This is a genomic window from Faecalibacterium sp. i25-0019-C1, assembly GCF_042854225.1.
GTDB classification, from domain to species: domain Bacteria; phylum Bacillota; class Clostridia; order Oscillospirales; family Ruminococcaceae; genus Faecalibacterium; species Faecalibacterium taiwanense.
On record NZ_AP031428.1, the window covers coordinates 2,268,318 to 2,287,886 of the forward strand.

Here is a 19,569-nt window from a genome sequence, read left to right on the forward strand (position 1 = left end):
ACGTTACTCCTTTACCAAAACGGTGGCAAAATAACCGGCCTGTTCCTGCGGCCGCTCAAGGGAAAGATCCGGGTAGACCCGCTCGTCCGGCAGACCGCAGTTGCACACAAGTGCGCTTTTTTTCAGCTTATCTGCCTGCTGCAGGGTATCCAATAAGACAGGCAATTGCCTGCCGGCTTTCATCAATACCTTGGTGCCGGGCATTTCCAGCACGCGGTCTGTCCAGCCGCCGGGCGCAATGGTAAGCGGCGTATCCATGCCGCCGGTCAGCGGCACATTCAGCCGCGCCGCCGCCGCACAAAAGCTGGGCACGCCTGCCGCCATGGCGGTGGCATAACCCCCGGCCTGCAAGATCTCCTGCAGGTAACCAAAGGTGGCATAGATGGAAACATCACCGATGTTCAGCATGGCAACGTCCTGCCCGGCATCCAGATACTGCCGCACCGCGGCGGCGGCTTTTTCGTGCGAAGCCGCCAGCGCAGCCGGGTCACGGCTCATGGCAAAGTACAGCGGGACGATGGTCTTGCCGTCCAGCGCTTCTCCCAGCGCACTGCGGGCGATGTCCAGCGCCAGCATCTGGCCGGAAGCAGTCTGCGGCGCGGCCAGCACCGGGCACTGCCGGATGAGCCGCACAGCCTGCAGCGTCATCAGCTCCGGGTCGCCGGGGCCGACGCTGACACCGTAAAATGTACCTTTCAGTTCTGCCATTCCTGCATCAGCTCCTTTGCCGTTTTTGTCTCGCCCAGCGGGCCGTGCTGGTTGGAGAACAGCACCGCGCCCACCCGGAACGCCCCGCCTGCCCGTCGGTCCAGATGCATCTGGATGGCGGCAAGGATGCTTTCCAGCACCGGTGCACGCAGCTGTGCGCCGTCCAAAATGTCAAGGCAGGCATCGGTGGTGGCGGCATCCATCAGGGCGGCGCACACCTCATGCGCGGCACCGCACAGCGCCGCATGGGCGCAAAACACTTCAGCGCGGCCATCCGCCGTGTGGGAGTGGGTGTTCATGACCCCTGCCGCCAGTTTGACCAGCTTGCCCACGTGGCCTACCAGAAGCACTTCCTCAAATTTGGCCGTGGCAGCCATATCCAGCGTATCCCCGATGAAGTTGGAGGTCTTGACCACCGGGAACCGCTCGAACTGCGGCAGAGCGCTGGCCAGATAATCCAGCCCGTAGTTGCCGGGGGCCAGCACCAGCCGCCGGGGGCCTGGGGCATTTTTTGCACGCAGTGCGGCCTGATTCATTTCCAGCTGGATGGTATCCAGAATGGCCTGCTGGCTCATGGGTTCCACGATGCCGCTGGTGCCCAGAATGGAAAGCCCGCCCTCCACCCCGATGTGCGGGTTGAAGGTGCGCTTTGCCGTCTCGGCACCGCCCTCGATGGAAATGGTCACTGCAAAGCCGCCAGTGTAGGCAGCATTTTCAGCTTCCCCTTCCAGCGCCTCGGCGATCATCCGGCGCGGCACATGGTTGATGGCGGCTTCGCCTACGGGCTGGTCAAGGCCGGGCTTCGTCACACGGCCCACCCCCTCGCCGCCAAAGATGCGCACGCCGGGGGCATCCGGTTCCAGTACCACTGATGCGACCACCGGCAGGCCCGTAGTCACATCCACATCGTCGCCGCCGTCCTTGCGGATGGCACATGCGGCACCTGTGTCCGTGCTGCGGCACCAGAGGGGAGCCACCTCCACCACAATGCCCTTGGGCGTGCGCAGAGCCACCGTTTCCGGTTCGCGGCCGGTCAGCAGCAGACGCGCCGCCCCTGCAGCCCCCAGCGCGGCACAGGTGCCGGTGGTATAGCCGCAGCGCAGCAACTTCTGCCCGCTGCGGACGTAATGCTCAAACTGAGGTTTTCCGGCGGGTGCCTTTTCGGCTTCCGGCTCCGGTGTGCCGAACAGAGCCGTGTACTGCTGTTCGGTCAGGCCGTACAGGGTGCGGATGTTCTCCGGCTGAAACGCCTGTTCCGGGGTCAGCACGCCGGAAACACCACCGGGCGAAACGCACACCACCGTGTCCGCTATTTTTTCGGCCAATTCCAGCTCGTGCAGGCTCAGGATCACCGCCAGCTGACCGGTATGGGCCAGCTCCTTTAAAATGGTGAGCAGTTCGATCTTGCCCTTGATATCCAGAAAAGAGGTCGGCTCGTCCAGCAGGATCACTTCCGGCTGCTGGCACAGTGCCCGGGCCAGCAGGATGCGCTGGCGCTGGCCGTCGCTGATACGGTTAAAATCCCGGTCTGCCAGCTGCGCCGCGCCCACCAGCTCCAAGGCTCTGTGCACCTGCTGCCTGTCCTCGGCAGACAAAATGCCCAGCCGTCCGGTGTAGGGATAGCGCCCCGCCGAAACAAAGTCAAAACAGGTGGTCAGCTCCATCCGGCGGCTGTGAGGGGCCATGAGAGCCAGCTTCTGCGCCCGCTGGGTACCGGTATAGGCAGTAAGATCCTTCTCCGCCAGCAGCACTGTGCCGCCCATGGGAGCAAGCTGGCCCGCCAGCGTTTTGAGCAGGGTGGATTTTCCTGCGCCGTTCGGCCCGATCAAGGTCAGGATCTGGCCCGGCTGCACCCCGAGGCAAATATCCGAGAGCAGCGGTGTCTTGCCGTAGCCGATGGCAAGCTCCCGCGCAGTGCAAAGTGCTTTTTCGTTCATCATGCGCCCTCCCGCTCTGAATTGCGCCGCACCAGCAGCCAGATGACCACCGGTGCGCCGAACACGGCCGTGACCGAGCTGATGGACAGCTCCGTGGGCGCGAACAGACTGCGGGCCAGCAGGTCGCAGAACAGGCAGAAAGCCGCACCGCCCAAGCAGCACCCCGGCAGCACATACAGCGGCTTTGCGCTGCCCAGCAGCTGCTTGACAAGGTGCGGCACCGCGATGCCTACAAAGGAGATCGGCCCCGCAAAGGCGGTGACACAGGCCGCCAGCAGGCTGGAAAGCAGCACCAGCGCTACCGAGAAAGGCTTGACATTCACGCCCACGCTGCGGGCATATGCTTCGCCCATCTGGTAGGCGGCCATGGGCTTGGAAAGCAGAAAGGATGCCGCCAGCGCAGGCAGCACCACCAGTGCCGCAGCCTGCACATTGGCCCATGTCACGCCGGAAAAGCTGCCCTGCGACCAGTTGTGCAGATTGACGATGTTGGAATCCTGCGCAAAGGCCACCACGATATCGGTGATGGCGGAGCAGATATAGCCGATCATCACACCGCAGATGACCAGAATGCTCATGCGCTGCACCCGCCGGGCCACCGCCAGCACAAAGGCCATGGAAGCCATGGCACCCGCAAAGGCCGCCACGATCATGGTGGCCGAGCTGGTCAGCATCCCGCGGTCCAGAAACACCACCATGGTCAGGGCCACCGCCAGCTTTGCGCCGCTGGAAACGCCCATGACAAATGGCCCGGCAATGGGGTTTGCAAAAAAAGTCTGCAGCAGGTAGCCTGCCGCGCTGAGGGCTGCCCCCAACAGCGCCGCCATGACCGCGCGGGGCAGGCGCAGCTGCAGGATGATGTTCCCCGCAAGCGCATCGCCGCCCTTGCCCAGCAGCGCCGTCAGCACCGCACCCGGTGCAAGGGATACGCTGCCCCAGAACAGGTTCAGCGCAAAAAGCACAGCCACGGCTGCCGCAAGGGCAATATAGGCGGCTGCAAGGCGTCTGGTACGGGTCATAGGCTTTCCTTTCTGTAAAATTTTCCTTCTTTAATCCACATGGGTGAGGAATTTCAGGGTACTGGCGGCAGGTGTGCCCTTGGTAAACACCCGGTTCATATCCACGATCAAGTCTGCCAGCTCCATGCTTTGCTGGAACAGGCTCTGGGTGGTGCACCACACCTGACCGTTTTGCACCGCTTTGAACTCGTTCAACAGTGGGAAACGCTCGGTCAGCTGGCTCACCGATGCGATCATACCCTCGATGGCGCTGTTGTAGATGAGCACATCGGCATCCTTTGCACCTGCATAGAAGTCCTCAAGCGGCAGGTTCATGGTAGCAAGGCTGTTACCATTGTCCGTCAGGTCCGCAAAGACATAGCTGCCGCCTGCCATTTCGATCATGCGGGCCACATAGTCACTGCCCTTGCGCACAGTGGCAAGGTTGTTGGTGGTCAGCGAGAAGAAGGCGCAGCTTTTTCCCGTGGGTTCCTGCGAGAGGATGGGCTGAACGGCTGTCTCCTGCGCGGAAAACACCTGCTCGGCCTGTTCTTCCCTGCCCAGCAGGATGCCGTAAAGCTTGATCCACTCCATGCGGGCCAGCGGGTCGCTCTCGTAGCTGGAACGCTCCACCAGCACCGGGATGCCAAAGTGTTCCAGCTGCTCCTTTACCTCCGGCGTGTGCAGGATCATGGTATTCTCAATGGCAAGGCGGCAGCCCGCTGCCAGGATCTGCTCGTAATCCGGGGCGCTGTACTTGCCTGCATACGCGATTTTTCCCTCTTCCATGGCCTGCTGCACCGCGGGCAGATACCAGCCCTCGGCCTTGGTGCCGGAAAAGGCCACGCTGTCCAGTGCATCCAGATGTAAAAGCAGATCCATCACCGAGGTGGAGACCAGATAAATATTCTCCACCGGCTGGCGCAGCACAGTCACATCAGCAGGCAGACCGTCCACCTCCGCAGCATCTTCCGGCACAACAAGGAACCGTGCATCCGACTCCGCGATGGTCAGCATGGTATAGCCGCCCTCATAGCAGTCCGCTGTGAACTGCTGTGCATAGTCCAGCTTGTAATGATGGGAGAAAACAAGACTTTCCGTATTGGCAGGTTGAGCCTTGCTGCCGCAGCCGGTCAGCGTCAGCGCCGCAGCAGGGATCAGTTTCAGAAATTGGTTGCGAGTGATTTTCATTCAAATATCCGGACGTTTGTCGTTCCGACCCCTCTTGTGAAAAGGCGTTTGGAGCGGCCCTGCGGTTGCGCAGCAATGAAAGCCCCAGTGGGTCTTTCAAGCAGGCGAGCGATCTGCGATAGCAGATGGAAGGGCTTTGCCCTGACAAGCGTCGGGGCCGCGACAAACGCGAAATAAAAAATTGATTTTCCGCTGAGTATGCCCAGAGCGTGAGCGGAGGGCATTCTCAATCGTTAGCCTTCAGACTTGCGGAATCAAAGGTCAGCGTATACTCGATCTCGTGGGGGGTGCTCATGGCAACGGTGTCGGCGGTGACATCCAGTGCGGTATCCAGCGCCGATACCGGAATTTCAAAGGTGGAATTGCCCTCGGTGTTGGTGGGCAGATACTTCTCGCCGTCCACGATCATATAATCATAGTTCGGGCTGCTCCACACGATGGTGGCGGTCATCTTGCCATCCGCCACGGTCAGGGCGGCGGGGCTCTCCACGGTGGCACGGCCGGAGCCGCCCTCCAGCGTCACATCACAGGTGTAGGTGCCGTCTGCCGGGGTCTCGGCTTCCGCAGCCTTTTCCACGGCATCACGCACGCTGACGACATGGTCGTACCACTTGCCCTTGGTGCCCAGAATGGCAAGGTCAAAGTCCGTATCCACAGCAGTGACCGGAATGTCAAAGCCGTACACCTCCTCCGAAGTACCATCGGAGTAGGTGACGGTGTCGGTGGTGGGCTGCAGCCAGTCGGCCTCGTGGTCGGCGGCATCGGAAGCCTTGCCCAGATACAGGTTGACGATATGGGTGGAAGCAAGGCTGACATGGAAGGTCATCTGGCCGTTCTCCACGGTCAGAGTGCCCTTGCCGTCGCAGGCTTCGTTGGCGTGGAACATGCTGCTGTCGGTGTCAAACTCGGCGGTATACACGCCATCCGCCAAAGCGGCGGTCTCAGCGGCAGAAGAAGCCACAGAGGATGCCGCCTCGGAAGAAGCAGCACTGGAAGCTGCAGAAGATGCCGTGGAAGAAGCGCCGCAGCCCACCAGCAGACTCAGTGCCAGAGAAGCAGCGACAACACAGGAAAAAACGCGTTTCATAGGAAATACCTCTACATTATAAGAAATCAGCTTTTATTATACCATTGTTCAGATAAAAAATGAACCCTCTCCACCGGATGCCGCAAAGCGGCCGCGAGACGGAGAGGGTTCGTTTGATCAACCGTTCAGAGAATCGATCGCCGCCTTGGTGTGGGCGACATACAGCTTCTGGACATCCTCGATCTCACCCAGACCAGCGATCTGGCAGTCGATGCTGTCGAAAGCACCGGAAGCCTTGAACTGGCTCAGCCAGGAGTCGGCATCCTCACCGGCCATATCGTTGTTGGCGTGATCGCCGGCAACCACCATCAGCGGGCGCAGGATGACCTTGGTGTAGCCCGCAGCCTTAACAGCCTCGATCACGTTCTCGCAGGCAGTCTCTTCCGGCTTGCCCTCAACGGTGCCAATGAACACATTGTCGTAGCCCAGAGTCTGCATAGTGGTCTGCATCTGGCTGTAGCTCACCTTTGCGGTGTGCGAGGTGCCGTGGCCCATAAAGACAAAGGCGACCTTGTCCGCAGCAGCGGCATCCAGACTGTCGTAGCCGGCTTCCTTCACGGCAGCAGCGGTGACAGCCTTGGCAACGTCTTCCTTATCCTGATTGATGATGGTGGCGTCGGAACCGACCTCGCCCAGCAGGGGCTCAGCCACAGCGACAGATTCAAACTTGTCGCGGTAGGTGTCGATCATTTCCATCATCTCGTCGTACTCAGCACCGTGCATCAGGTGGGTGGGCTGGACGACCAGATTCTTCACGCCGTTTTCCACAGCGCGGTCCATGGCCTGCTGCATGTTGTCGATCTTTTCGCCATCACGAGCCTGCACATGGTTGATGATGATCTGTGCGGTGAATGCGCGGCGCACAGACCAATCCGGGTATGCGGCCTGCAGAGCATCCTCGATGCCCTTGATGTCCTTCACGCGGCTGTCGTTGAAGGAGGTGCCGAAGGAGACCACCAGCAGCTCGTTGTCGCCAATGTCGTCCTGATTGCGGGCATCGTCCTTGGAAGCATCACCGGTGTCACGGCCAAAGTAGTCGGGGTCGGCGTTCTCACCTTCCACCAGTTCCTTCTGGGTGTCGGTCAGGGCATCCCATGCAGCCTTGGCGGCTTCGCACTGGGCATCGGTATCCTCATTGCGCTCCTGCACATAGATGGCATCGATCAGGTCTGCCACGTTCTTTGCTGCTATTTCGTCAGCCTCCTCGCTGCTCGCTTCGCTGGAAGCGGAAGACGCAGCGGTGCTGGATGCAGTGCTGGAAGCAGCACCGCCGCAGCCGGTGAGCACGCCGGCGCACAGAGCCAGAGCCGTAACAGCTGCGGCCAGCTTTTTGGTTTCGATCTTTCTCATTGTTCTTGTCCTTTCCTGCTGGATAAATTGCGGTTTGAACCAAACAAAGGGTACAGGAAAGAGAGATGAAAAAAGAGGCCCTTCTGTCCTGCGGATGGCATGACAAAAAGACCTCTGTTGTTTCAGGGCTTTTTGGTACAACCAATTCCTCGTGATCTGGGGTTTGCACCCCCGTACCAACAGCAGGCAGGTTTCCTGACTGAAAGATCGCCGCCCGTCATCTCCTTCCCAGAGCAAAAGCTCCAGTGGCTGGTGCAAAGCACCCTGATGCGGACTCCCTTATCACAGTGACGAGATCGTGCGGGATCTGCACCCGCTTCCCTTTTACCCTTTCCGCCGTGCAGTGCATCGGCAAAAGGCACCTGCTGTTTTTCTGTTCAGTTCGTCCGGCATTATATCATAAAACTGCGCAGAATGCAATAAAAAACGGCATCCTGCCTTTTTATAAGGAAGGATGCCGTTTGGGGATCGAGCCAAATGCGGAGCTTACTGGAGCGCACGGATCGCATTGATGGTGATTTTGTACTGGCAGGTCACGCTGTCAAACAGCTCCTTGGTACCTTCCAGTGTGCCTGTGCGCAGCACCTCGGTCAAATCGTAGGTGGGCTGATACAGGTTGGTAAAACCCAGGTTCTGGCACACGCCCTTGAGCGTGTGTGCCGCACGGAATGCTTCCTTCACATTTCCTTCCTTCAATGCCTGCTCCAGTTTCGGATAGCTGTCGTCGTTCAAAAACATCAGCGTAAATCTGCAGATCATGCCTTCGTTGTAAAGCCGCTTGAGCACATCCTCATAATTTGCGCCCATCTGTCTATAACATTCCTGAATCGTCATGGTTTGTCGCTATGCCTTTCTTTTTCTACTGATCCCGCCTGATTTGCCACAGAGTGACAAAAGCGCCATCCATTTTGTTGCACTTTGTTGCGCTTTTAATATATCACGTCTTACTGCGTTTTTCAATGCAGAGACAAAAAGTCTTGCACTTTTCACATATTGTCCCGAGTTTTTCTTGCAATTTGCCTATCAATTTCTTCCGGCTGGCTTTTTTCTCCGACTTTGCCGTGCCTGCATGGCTGCAGGGCTTTTCCCGCCTTTGCTCTGCCGTTTCTCTGCACGGAAAACGCATTTGAAGAAAAACGTAAAAAAACAGTTGACAAAAGCCTTTCTGCATGATAGAATAAACAAGTCGTCCGGCGAAGGACACAAAAAGTGAATATGGGCGTGTTCCCGAGTGGCCAATGGGGACAGACTGTAAATCTGCTGCTTTCAGCTTCGGTGGTTCGAATCCACCCGCGCCCACCAAACAAGAAAAATCCGAACCTATTTCCGATTGGAGAAGGGTTCGGATTTTTCGTTTTCTTCGGGTTTGAGAATGAAGGCTCCCGTGGACGGCGCAAAACTCCGATACCTTGTCATAGACCGTAAGACAATCACAAGATTTGGAGGGTATGATTATGAAGTACGATGAAAGAGCCTGCAAGTTTAATATAGACACTGGCTGCGTGGAACTGCTGCTCCGGGACGGGAGAAAAATTTCCATTGACTGCACTGGGGTCGAGGATGCGCTGGATGTTACCATGGCGCAGAGGTCTGAACTGGACTACCTCATCTATAACGACCCGCTGGCGTATGCCGAACTGATCCTGAACGGTGAGCCGGAGGAGTATCTGAGAAATGCGGCTGCAAGTCACGGATTAGAGGACTGAACACAAAAACAGGGTGCGCCCTGCCGGACGCACCCTGCCAAAATCCACACACGATAAGTAAGGCAGGGAGTTCCCCCACGGGAACTTCCTGTTTCTCTTTGCCGGAGAGATGAGCCTGCTCCGCCTGCCACGCAGCAAACTCCCGTTGACCTTCCTCGCTGTTCCAGCAGGCAAGGATGGCCGGGTAGAATGCCCGTGCCAGACGGTCAATGACTTCATCGGGGTAGGGGGAAGTGTTTGTGGACTTTTTCTTTTTGTTCAAACGCACGCTCCTTTGATCGTCCCACCATGGCAAAGCCGGGCAAGAAAATCAAAGCTCCATTTTTATCAGGCGCAAGGGCGCGGAAGTTTTCTGCCTTGCACTTGCGGCTGGTGGCTCGTTGATGGCTTACAAGTGCCTGTCGTTATGCGGTCTTTTCAGCTTCTTCGATGGTTTCAGAAAGAATCTGCTCCATGCAGGCTTCTAGCTCGTTCAGATAGTGGGCTGGCCGCTGCATGGCGTAGCGGAGAACCTTCTGCTTTTCCGGGTCAGAAAGATAACTCTGATTATTTTTGAGCACTCGCTTCCATGTGTTTCGCATCATTTCCGTGGCCATGCTCAGCGTCTTGTAGACCTTCATGCACTCGTCCGGGACTTGGTATCCCTTGAACTGCTCGGGGTCGGATGTGGGCATCGGAACCGGCACGTCTGCTTTGGGGTCTGCATTTGCAGCCTCCATTCCTTTCGTGATTTCCGGGTGCATGATCTCGGCAAATACGTCTTGCCGTTTGGCAGGACTGCTCTGCACGAGCTTGGACATTTCTTCATTCGTGAACTTCACTTCACCGGAAAAGACTTTCTGCTTGATGCCGGGAGAGAGATTATCTGCGATGTCGATGCCTCGCGTGTAGTGGCTGGCACGGAGAACAGAGGCACGGCTGACACCGTTTTCCTCTGCGATCCGGTCGCAGGTTTTCTTCCCGGAGTGGTGGTTATCATCGTGAGCACCACCACTTTTCTTTGCTAAAGTGTACTGGTTGCCCCGAAAGATTTTTGCGGCTTTCTTCTCGGCTTCATACTGTTTGCCAATCAGATAACGCTTCTGTTCGGGGCTCAGGTTGCGCCGCCCCAACTGGTTTCTGCAAATCCACGCAAGGGCTTCTTCGCGATTCTCGAATCGGAGCGGCATGGTGGAGAAATAAATCTCCGGGTGTTTCTGGAGAATGGCATAACGATTGTGGCCGTCAACAAGGATGTTATTCCAAACGATCAAAGGAGAAAGCAGTTTGCCTTCTTTGAGGATGTTTTCTTCAAGCTGCTTATACTCATCGTCCGTCAGCGGCGGAATCTGATTCTGGAACTCCGGGTCGATTTTCAAGTTGATCATACGCACACTCCTTTATCTCTCCTGCTGCGCCGGTTCTTCCTCCCGGAAAAAGGACGCAACATTCTGCTTTGCGGTTTTCAGTTTGAGCAGTTCTTCCTTGGTTTCCTTGTACTGCTCGTAGAACTTTGCCTTTTCGGATGCCAGCTGCGCATACTCGGCTTCCAACTTGTTCGGGCTGGGCAGCTTGGTGATGTTGTTTGCCTTGAGATAGGCTGCTGCCGTCCGGTACGCTGTCAGTTCTGCACGGTGCTGTTCTTCAAAGGCTGCGGGGGATTTGACAGTTTTCAGTTTCTGCGCAAGCGGTCGGTACTGCTTGTAGGCAGCAGCGTGGCTGCGCAGCTTCTTGTTTTCTGCCATGCGGGTTTCGAGGTCTTTCACTACGGCCAGCGATTCATGGAACTTGGTGTCAAGCTCTGCGATTCTCTGGTCGAGTGCATCCTCGTTGAGCAGACCTTTTTCCTGCAAGAGGATCAAGGTCTGTGCCATGGCTTTGAGGTTGTGCTTTTTCGCCCAACGCTCGTAGCCGATGCCCTTGCCCTGCTTCAGCTTTGCCTGAATGTCCACCAGTTTCTGAATCTTATCGGGCTTGTCTGCTGCGATGGGCTGGACGGTCGGAGCAAGCCGGATGTTCTGAGCGAGTGCGGCAAGCACCTGCTCTTTCTCAAACTTCTTGCTCAGCTTCCGGGCGGTGATGAATTTTACCCGATTGGACGGGCAGTAGCTCAATCGCCCTCGGCTCTCTTTCACGGCAATGCCATGTTCCTGCAAGAGCAATGCAGAAAATTCATCGAAGGTGGTGGCTTTCTTCAGCACGGAGTCGATTGGCCTGCGCAGAGTTTCCAGTTCCGTCTGGTAAACAGTCTGCTTGGGAGCCTTCCCTTCTGCAAGCAATCTGGCGTTGGCATGGTCGAGACATTGCTGCCAGCGCCGCCGTGCCCAGTATTCCCGTTCAGAAATACGGTCGCCTTGTGCTTCCAGTAGATTGATCTGATGCAGGTCAGCGTGTTCGCACATTTCCATGACTGCGACACGCAGGTGCCGCATGGTCTGGGCTGTGCTGGAGTGCTTCATGCCCTCACGCCAGTCACGAGGCTTCTGCATATAGGGCTTGCGTTCCACTTCTCGTGTGCGGATGCTGCCGATCACGATGTGGACGTGGATATTTCCCGAATGGTTATGCCCATCCGGGTGGGTGCAGACGATGGCAGGATGACCGGGAAAGTTTTCTTTACAGAAGTTCAGGCCGAGAGCCTGTGCTTTTTCCATGGTCAAGCCGTTGTCGGCTGCATCTCTGGGGTCAAAGCTGATGATATACTGGTGGCTCTTAATATCATCGGGGTGGTTGTTCTTGTTGTACTTTCGGTTTGCCAGCAGGCAGGCCGTTGCAAACGAGAAATCGCCGCATTCAAGCGTATCCAGAATGTACGAATCCCGCAGCATGGGCCTGCCTTGTTCATCAAGAAGCTGCTTCCCGGTGAACGCATCGTGCTGGTAAATCAGGTACGCTTCGATGGCGGAGTAGTCCGAATTCTTAGAGGCGATATGCTTGAGCGTTGCCATACAGTTCACCAAGAATTTTCTCGGCGTTGAGCCGGAAGGCAGTCAGGTCTGTAAGTTCGTCAAGAAGTTTCGCCCGGAGTTGTTCGGTATCTGCTCCACCGGAGTTGAAGTGTCGTGCGAGTTGATTCAGGTTTCCGCCCACCTTGCCGCACTGGGCAAGCAGAGTGGAAACGGCGTTCAGGGTTTCTTCTCCGCCGCCGGCAACGACAACCGTGCGCTCGATCTTCGCACTGTGCAGCGCACGGCGGATGAGGGTGGACAGGGAGAGATGAAGGAGTTTTGCTGTGCATTGGAGTTCCATCTTTTCAGTTTCCGTCACACGGAACTTGATGATGTGCGTTTTGTTGTTCGGCGTGTCGTGGCGGTGGGTCGTGCTGGGATTCGCTTTGACATTCGTTTTGTTCATTGAACCTCCTGTCGTTTCGCTAGCTCCTCGGTGGAACTATGTAAGCACGACACGCCGTTCTTTCGCACCAACGGTGCGAAATATGAGCAGGGTTTGGGGCAGGCACGCCCCAACAAGATCACATCAAAACTCGCAAGAGTTGCAGATGTGAAGTCCCGGTGGAACACAAGATTTTCAAGAATTGAAAATTTGTGGCCACGGGACGGTTCTTGCCCTCTACCGCTGCGCTCAAAACGCATTTTCAACAAATGTTTCCGAATTGTTAAGGCGCAAAAATAAGTAGAGATTTCCACTGCTCGTGTATGTTGATCGCCGTTTGACCCGAACGAAGTTCCTGCCCCTGTTTTGCAGCGGCGTTTTCCGGCTCGCCCACAGAAAGTGTGAGGTCATGGCACGATATCACGTTCAGACGGCTTATGAAGGATTCAAGGTTCGGTATGAAGAAAGCCGGGCGCAGTGTGGACACTACAACCTGCTTCTTTCAAACACAAGAATAACACTTTGAGGTTGTGTAGTCAACAACCGAAAATGAATTTTGGAAATTTGTACAACCACATAAGATTTTATTTGTGAAAAAGAAAAATACCGCCCACGCAGTACAGGCGAAGGATTTTGTCGGGTGAAACAGACGGCAAAATGATCGGGTGTGTTGCGGGGCGGCATGTTCTTTCTGGATAATCACTCGCTGAAAGTGGTGGTTATCACGGTGAGAACCACCACTTTTGTCAGCAGGATTTGGAATAAAGGGTATCATGGAAGTGCAGGTGCGTCAATATGGTTTTGCAAAATTTATCGTGGTAAAGTGGCAGAAGTAAGACTTTCTACGAATTCAGAAAATCAAATGAGCTTCTCCCACAGCGCATCTCCTGTGGTGAGGGATTCTTCCTCCACGCCTTCACTCAGACGCCTTGCCACATACCATTCTGCGCCGCTTTTGCTTTGCACTCCGGCAAGGGCGGTGTCGTCCAGCAGCACGGCAAAATCGGAAACGCTCAGGCTGTCGCCCTCCTGCGGGTCAGTACCGTCCAGCAGACGGAAACAGCCGTACCGCTGCTCCATTGCCGCCGGGTCGTCCACGATGAAGATCATGCTCTCGCAGAGATAAAAATCAGAATTGAGCTTGTCCTCACTGGATTCCATCAGCTTGCGCAGGGAGGAATCCTGTCCATCGTAATCCAGCGCAAGCCAGATGCTCTTCACGTTGACTTTTACTTTCCCGTCCCCGTTCACATCATCGGCCGCAGCTTCCAATTTGGTTTCCACCTCGGACAGGAACGCCGCGTCCGGGTCAATACGCCCCACGACCGCTACCGTATAGTCCGGCTTCACCTCGGTGACACGGCTCCACACAAAATACCCGACCGCCAGCACCGCCGCGGCAATGAGCACCACATAATACCAGTGATAATGCCACCAGTTGGCGCGGGCTTCGGCAGGCGTCAGCTCCCGGGTTTTTTCCGGCACAAGATCCTCGGGGGAAATGTTGCGTTCGTAGCGGTAGGATGCCATGGCAGTGTCCTCTTTTCGTTTCAGTCTTGATAGCTATATCATAGCATAAACTCCCGGACTGTGTATACGATCCGGGAGTTTTGTTTACACGCGGGTGCGCAGGCACTTGAGATCCGTGCCGCTCACCGTATATTCCCCGGTGCCTGCCGGGATAAAGAAGCTCTCGCCCTTTTGGATGGGCAGGCTCTCGCCGGTGGCGGTCTCGGTCAGGGTCCCCTCTCCTTCCAGGATCAGCAGAGAAGTAAAGGAAACATCATCGCAGATATCCTTGAAGCTGCCCTCCACGGCATCCACCGTAAAGTAATCGCACTGTGCCAGATGGCCGTGGAAGTCGTGAGCAACAGGCGGCTTGCGTTCGGTCACATCCAGAGCCTGCGGGATGTGGAGCTGGCGGGGCTTGCCGTCTGCACCCTTGCGGCCATAATCGTAAATGCGGTAGGTGACGTTGGAATTCTGCTGAATCTCAGCCACCACGATGCCCTTGCGGATGGCGTGGAGCGTGCCGGAGGGGATGAATAAGCAGTCGCCTTTTTTCACCGGGACGGCGTTCAGCACCTCGGTCAGGGTGTTGTCCTTGATGCGGTGCTCAAACTCCTCTTTGCTGATCTCATGGGTGAAGCCATAGTAGAGGGTCGCACCCGGTTCTGCCTCCAGCACATACCACATTTCGGTCTTGCCGTACTGGTGTTCGTGCTCCAGGGCGTAGGCGTTAGAGGGGTGCACCTGAATGGACAGGTCCTTCTTGGCGTCGATGAGCTTTGCCAGAATGGGGAACTCCTCGAACTTTACGCAGTCGGTGCCAAGGCAGCCGGGGTGCGCGTCAATGTACTGCTGCAAAGTCGTGCCGTCCGGCAGGTAGCTGGGGCCGTCCGGGTGGCAGGAGAGCATCCACGCCTCACTCAAGGGGTGCATCTCGCTCTGGATGCCGTACTCGGTACGCAGTTTTTCGCCGCCCCAGAGGTAGTCCTTGCAGCTTGGTTTCAGTTGAATCGTTTTCATCTTGCATACCTCCAATATGCCTAAAATTGCACATAAAATGACACTTTTTCCGAAAAAAGGGTGCAAAAAAGCTGCCCCGTCCATTTTTATGGCAGGAACGAGGCAGCCGTTTGTAGAAATATTTGAGAATTTATGCCTTCAGCAGCTCGGCAGCGGCGTCACCCAGCTTCGCATTGATGGCATCTGCTTCGGCTTCCGTAGGAGCAACGGCGGACAGATACACCTTGATCTTCGGCTCAGTGCCGGAAGGACGAACCATCAGCTTTGCCTTTCCACCCAGACGGAACTCCAAGACATTTGCCTTCGGCAGGCCGGTGCCCTCGGCGTTGTAGTCCAGCACGCTTTCCACGGCGATTCCGGCAATGCTCTGCGGCGGGGTCTCGCGCAGCTGTTTCATGATGGCGTCCATGGTGTGCATTCCGCTTTCGCCCTCAAAGGCGAAGCTGTGCAGGGCATTGCGGTAGCAGCCAAACTCGGCGTACAGCTGGTTGATGGCATCCAGCAGGGTCATGCCCTGCTTTGCGTACCATGCGGCGGCTTCGCACACCAGCAGCGTGGCGTTGACGGCATCTTTGTCCCGGACGTGTGCGCCGGACAGGTAGCCGTAGCTCTCCTCAAAGCCGAAGATGTAGCGGTCGGCTTCTCCGGCGGCTTCCAGCAGGCCGATCTGCTCACCGATGAACTTGAAGCCGGTCAGGGTACGGCGCAGCTCCACGCCGTACTTCTCGGCCACCGGAGTTGCCATATCGGTGGACACGATGGTGGTCACAGCCACGGGGTGCTCCGGCAGGGTGCCCAGCGCCTTGCGGGTGCGGCAGATGTAGTCCAGCAGGATGATGCCCATCTCGTTGCCGGTAATGAGCCGGTAGCCGCCCTTTCCGTCCGGCACTGCCGTGCCGCAGCGGTCGCAGTCCGGGTCGGTGCCCAGCAAAAGGTCCGGGTGGACTTGATCGCACAGCTCCAGACCCTTCTGCATGGCCTCCCGAATTTCCGGGTTCGGGTAGGGGCAGGTGGGGAAGTTGCCGTCCGGCTTTTCCTGCTCCGGCACCACCGTCACATGGGTGACGCCCAGCTTTGCCAGCAGCTTTTTCACGCATTCCAGACCGGAGCCGTTCAGCGGAGTGTACACCAGCTTCAGGTCGGCGGTGCCTGCCCCATCGCCCACACGCTGGGCATAGACGGCATCCACAAAGTCGTCCAGACATTTCTCGCTGCTGTACTCGATCTTGCCCTCGGCAAGGGCGACATCAAAGTCCGCAGGCTGTACGGCAAAGCAGTCCACCGCTTCAATGGCGGCAAGAATTTTTGCTGCCACCTCAAGGGTGATCTGGCAGCCGTCTGCACCGTAGACCTTGTAGCCGTTGTACTTGGCAGGGTTGTGGCTGGCGGTGACGCAGACGCCCGCGCCGCAGCCGTAGTACCGCACCGCCCAGCTCAGCGCCGGAGTAGGTTCCAGACGGGGATAAATATAGGCCTTGATGCCGTTTGCCGCAAGGACAGCTGCGGTTTCGCGGGCAAACACATCGCTCTTGATACGGCTGTCGTAGCCGATGGCAACTTTCTTCGGCAAGTCGGAGGCATTCAGGTAGTTGGCAAGGCCTTGCGTAGCTTTGCGGATGTTGTAGACATTCATCCGGTTGGTGCCAGCACCGATGACGCCCCGCAGACCGCCGGTGCCGAATTCCAGCTCCCGGTAGAACCGGTCGGTGATGGCATCCTCGTCGCCTGCGATTGCTTTCAGCTCTTCGGCAAGGTCGGCGGGCATTTCCGGCTGTGCCAGCCATTTTTCATAAGCCGATTTAATTTCTTCTGTCATGAAGGTTTTCTCCTCTCGTCAGCATCCTCGCCCATCTCCTGCTCCCTGCTATGCCAGAGAGGGCGAAGCAGTTAAACTTTCTTCAGATACCAGATTTTTGCGGGCGTCTGGCCCCAGCCGCCGGGCAGTTCCAGACCGGTGGTCAGCAGCTGGACGCCGCTGTAGGTGTTTGCGTCTTCGTCGGTGTACTGTGCTGCCGGGTCCAGCCCTTCCAGCATAAGGCGGGGGCGGCTGTTGGCGCTTGCCACGCCGTGGCTGCCGGTCAGGGCATCGCCCACGGCGAAGACGGCGGCTTCGCTGCCGTCCTTTGCGGTTATCATCCACGCAGCACCCAGGCCGTTGGGTTCCGGGTCCACCAGACGGTGCAGGTCGCCGCCGCGCAGCAATGCACCGTGCTGGCGATACCACGCCACATAGGGGCGGAGCTCGGCCAGTTCTTCCTCGCTGTATTTCGTCAGATCCAGCTCAAAGCCGAAGGTGCCAGTAAGTGCTGCCGCCATCCGTGCTTCCACCGTGGAGATGTGGCCGGTGCAGTGGTTGGGCACGGTGGAAAAGTGCGCCCCCATCACGCAGCCGGGGTAGAACAGGCTGGTGCCGTACTGGACGACCAGACGGGAACGGGCATCGGTGTTGTCGCTGCACCAGATCTGCGGGCTGTAATAGAGCATTCCGCAGTCGAAGCGGGCACCGCCGCCTGCACAGTTTTCCAGCAGCAGGCCGGGGTACTTTTCGGTCAGGCGGCGCTGCAATTCGTACACACCCATCACATAGCGGTGGTACACTTCACCCTGCTGTTTTGCAGGCAGTTTGGCGTTGTAGACGTGTGCCAGCGAGCGGTTCATATCCCACTTGAGGTATTTCAGCGGGCAGCTCCTTAAAATTTCATCCAGTTGCTGCCAGATACCGTCCACCACTTCGGGGCGGCTGAAATCCAGCGTATACTGCTGGCGGATCTCCAGCGGCTCGCGTCCGGGGATGGTAAATGCCCAGTCGGGGTGTGTGCGATAGAGGTCTGAGTCCGGACTGATGGCTTCTGGCTCGACCCACAGTCCCATCTCCAGTCCCAGTAGATTGATTTTCTTGCACAGGCCGGGCAGATCGTCCGGCAGCTTGGCTTTGTCCGCTGCCCAGTCGCCCAAGCTGGACGAGGTATCGTTGCGTCCTTTGAACCAGCCATCGTCCAGCACGAACAGGTCGATGTCCGCCTTTTTGGAGGCAGCAGCCAGTTCCAGCAGCTTTTTCTCGTCGAAGTCAAAGTAGCAGGCTTCCCAGCTATTGATGAGCACCGGGCGGGGCGCGGTCATATCCTGCCAGCGGGGCGGCAGTAGCCGGGTGCGGATGGCGCCATGGAAACGGCGGCTCATCTCGCCTAGCCCCTTATCCGAATAGACCATCGCGGCTTCCGGTGCGGTAAAGCTCTCGCCGGGAGCCAGCGTCCAGTGGAAGTGGTAGGGATGGATGCCCATCACCAGCCGTTCCCCTGCGTCGGCACGCTCGGCTTCGATGAGGTAGTTGCCGCTGTACACAAAGGCAAATCCCCATGCGTCGCCGGTCGTTTCGGTGGTATCGGCATGGCAGAGGGCGACTGCCGGGTTGTGGGCGTGGCCGGGGATGCCCCGCATACTGCCAACGCTCTGGATGCCGCAGCGCAGCGCCGCACGTTCCGGGGTGCGCTCCGCTGCCCATGTACCGTTCAAGGTGATCAGTTCGAGAGCATCCGGCGCAAAGTCGAGAGTCAGAGAAGCCGCCTTGTTCAGGGTCAGCTCCTCGGACGAGGTGTTGGTATAAACTGCCGTGCGGGTGATGAAGTCCTCGGCTTCGTAGACGCTGTACCGCAGTTCCACGGCCAGACCGCACGCATCTTTCAGGAAAACGGAAAGCGTCTCCACACCCTTTCCATCCCGGAACATCGGCAGGTCGGGCAATTGGGGTTTGCCGATATGCACTTCAGCACGGTCGAACACGAACGCCGCCGCTTCCGTGCCGTCGGCGTATTCCGGGATGACGGCGGGAGTGCGGTTATCAGCGGTGCCGCAGCCGGAAAGCTCCTGCGGCAAAAGATCCGGCCAGCAGCCGGGGTCGCTGTGGGGCATCCGGGCATCCGCAAGGCTGGGCACATCCTCCGGCAGACGGGTGCCGTAATAAGTGTGCAGCACCATGCCATTAGGGGCAACTGCCAGCTGGTAGCTGGTGTGGGTGGTATGCAGGGTAAAGACGTTTTCGGTGCAGACGATCATTGGGTACTGTCCTCCGTGTCGGTTTCTTCTTCCGGTTCCTCTTCTTTGCGCCCGGCCTTTTCCAGTTGGGCAAAGGCGGGGCGCATCAGGCTTGCCATGCCAAGGGCAGAACCTGCGCCGCCGATGAGCAGCCACAGGGGCAGCAGATAGACGAACCACGCCGGGGCGGCCTTTGCCAGCAGGGGAAACCACGCCAGAAAGGCAAGATTTCCCACGGTGGGCAGCAGATTGGCAAGGGTCATGCGGCCGCTGTCTGCCAGTACCGGCAGAACGCCGGGATAGGTGAACCGTGCCAGCAGGGCAAAGCCCCAGCTGCCACAGCAGCCTGCCAGCACCAGCAGCAGAAAGGACGCTGCCGCCAGAATGCCATTGCCGGCGGTGTCCTGTGCGGTGGCGGTGCGCAGCCCGGTGAGGGCGGCAAAGCCTGCCAGCAAAAGCACCAGCCACAGGGCGGTGGATTGCTTAAAATCCCGCTTGAACGCCTTGAAAAAGTCCGTCCGCACGGTATAGTCCTCTTTGGCTGCCATCTTGTTCACCACCGTGAACAGCCCCAGCGTAGAGGCCCCGGCGGTGAGGATGGGCAGACAGCACACGAGCCACAGGACGTTGGCAAGCACGAGATCTCCGATCCTTCCCATGGTGCGGTAGAATGGACTGTCGATGTTGGCCTTTTTCATAACGTTTCCTTTCGGGGGAGC

Annotated in this window: 16 protein-coding genes, 1 tRNA gene and 1 riboswitch; of the genes, 2 read left to right on the forward strand and 15 right to left on the reverse strand. The window is 57.7% G+C overall.

Translation table 11 applies throughout. The annotated features are described in order from the left end of the window. Window positions 1-3: 3 nt before the first annotated feature. The 7 genes from cobI to ACGHUK_RS11295 form a co-directional block, all read right to left on the reverse strand. Window positions 4-708, reverse strand: a complete 705-nt coding sequence (gene cobI / locus ACGHUK_RS11265; RefSeq protein WP_097781487.1) for a precorrin-2 C(20)-methyltransferase — start codon at window positions 706-708, stop codon at window positions 4-6. After that, window positions 696-2,648, reverse strand: a complete 1,953-nt coding sequence (gene cbiD, locus ACGHUK_RS11270; RefSeq protein WP_390574337.1) for a cobalt-precorrin-5B (C(1))-methyltransferase CbiD — start codon at window positions 2,646-2,648, stop codon at window positions 696-698. Before cbiD ends, cobI begins: the two co-directional genes overlap by 13 nt. Beyond that, window positions 2,645-3,664, reverse strand: coding sequence for a FecCD family ABC transporter permease (locus tag ACGHUK_RS11275; RefSeq protein WP_390574339.1), 1,020 nt, complete (start codon window positions 3,662-3,664; stop codon window positions 2,645-2,647). The genes cbiD and ACGHUK_RS11275 overlap by 4 nt, the downstream gene beginning before the upstream one ends. A 30-nt stretch (window positions 3,665-3,694) precedes the next feature. Then, window positions 3,695-4,834: an ABC transporter substrate-binding protein gene (locus ACGHUK_RS11280; RefSeq protein ID WP_097775022.1), complete on the reverse strand. Its 1,140-nt coding sequence runs from the start codon at window positions 4,832-4,834 to the stop codon at window positions 3,695-3,697. A gap of 226 nt (window positions 4,835-5,060) precedes the next feature. Further along, on the reverse strand, window positions 5,061-5,921 hold the full coding sequence (locus tag ACGHUK_RS11285) for an iron transporter (protein WP_390574340.1): 861 nt from the start codon (window positions 5,919-5,921) through the stop codon (window positions 5,061-5,063). A gap of 117 nt (window positions 5,922-6,038) precedes the next feature. Continuing rightward, window positions 6,039-7,271, reverse strand: coding sequence for a sirohydrochlorin cobaltochelatase (locus ACGHUK_RS11290; protein WP_390574342.1), 1,233 nt, complete (start codon window positions 7,269-7,271; stop codon window positions 6,039-6,041). A gap of 167 nt (window positions 7,272-7,438) precedes the next feature. Beyond that, a riboswitch (cobalamin riboswitch) is annotated at window positions 7,439-7,652 on the reverse strand. A 105-nt stretch (window positions 7,653-7,757) separates the two neighbouring features. Then, the gene (locus tag ACGHUK_RS11295; RefSeq protein WP_338428051.1) at window positions 7,758-8,078 is read right to left on the reverse strand and encodes an Hpt domain-containing protein; all 321 of its coding nucleotides are present in this window, start codon (window positions 8,076-8,078) and stop codon (window positions 7,758-7,760) included. 410 nt (window positions 8,079-8,488) lie between these two features. Between ACGHUK_RS11295 and ACGHUK_RS11300 the strand changes: the two genes are divergently transcribed. Together ACGHUK_RS11300 and ACGHUK_RS11305 are read left to right on the forward strand one after the other, a co-directional pair. After that, window positions 8,489-8,573, forward strand: a tRNA-Tyr gene (locus ACGHUK_RS11300). A gap of 152 nt (window positions 8,574-8,725) precedes the next feature. Then, complete coding sequence (locus ACGHUK_RS11305) at window positions 8,726-8,977, forward strand: DUF6061 family protein (RefSeq protein ID WP_223474502.1); 252 nt, start codon at window positions 8,726-8,728, stop codon at window positions 8,975-8,977. 404 nt (window positions 8,978-9,381) lie between these two features. On the opposite strand, the gene ACGHUK_RS11310 is transcribed toward ACGHUK_RS11305, so the two are convergent. From ACGHUK_RS11310 to ACGHUK_RS11345, 8 genes are all read right to left on the reverse strand, one after another. Next, window positions 9,382-10,344 carry a hypothetical protein gene (locus ACGHUK_RS11310; protein ID WP_207685043.1) on the reverse strand — a complete coding sequence of 321 codons (963 nt, stop codon included), beginning with the start codon at window positions 10,342-10,344 and terminating at the stop codon, window positions 9,382-9,384. A 12-nt stretch (window positions 10,345-10,356) separates the two neighbouring features. After that, complete coding sequence (locus ACGHUK_RS11315) at window positions 10,357-11,904, reverse strand: relaxase/mobilization nuclease domain-containing protein (RefSeq protein ID WP_348816414.1); 1,548 nt, start codon at window positions 11,902-11,904, stop codon at window positions 10,357-10,359. Beyond that, on the reverse strand, window positions 11,876-12,310 hold the full coding sequence (locus ACGHUK_RS11320) for a plasmid mobilization protein (protein ID WP_207685045.1): 435 nt from the start codon (window positions 12,308-12,310) through the stop codon (window positions 11,876-11,878). The genes ACGHUK_RS11315 and ACGHUK_RS11320 overlap by 29 nt, the downstream gene beginning before the upstream one ends. 837 nt (window positions 12,311-13,147) lie before the next feature. Further along, window positions 13,148-13,819, reverse strand: coding sequence for a hypothetical protein (locus tag ACGHUK_RS11325; protein WP_097777006.1), 672 nt, complete (start codon window positions 13,817-13,819; stop codon window positions 13,148-13,150). A gap of 84 nt (window positions 13,820-13,903) precedes the next feature. Further along, window positions 13,904-14,818 (reverse strand): type I phosphomannose isomerase catalytic subunit, encoded by a 915-nt coding sequence (locus ACGHUK_RS11330; protein ID WP_179859622.1) that lies wholly within the window; start codon window positions 14,816-14,818, stop codon window positions 13,904-13,906. A 130-nt stretch (window positions 14,819-14,948) separates the two neighbouring features. Continuing rightward, window positions 14,949-16,634, reverse strand: a complete 1,686-nt coding sequence (locus tag ACGHUK_RS11335) for a phospho-sugar mutase (protein WP_097777008.1) — start codon at window positions 16,632-16,634, stop codon at window positions 14,949-14,951. 71 nt (window positions 16,635-16,705) lie between these two features. Continuing rightward, window positions 16,706-18,871 (reverse strand): alpha-galactosidase, encoded by a 2,166-nt coding sequence (locus tag ACGHUK_RS11340; RefSeq protein WP_249259505.1) that lies wholly within the window; start codon window positions 18,869-18,871, stop codon window positions 16,706-16,708. Continuing rightward, the gene (locus ACGHUK_RS11345) at window positions 18,868-19,548 is read right to left on the reverse strand and encodes a YesL family protein (RefSeq protein ID WP_249259506.1); all 681 of its coding nucleotides are present in this window, start codon (window positions 19,546-19,548) and stop codon (window positions 18,868-18,870) included. Before ACGHUK_RS11345 ends, ACGHUK_RS11340 begins: the two co-directional genes overlap by 4 nt. Window positions 19,549-19,569 lie beyond the last annotated feature (21 nt).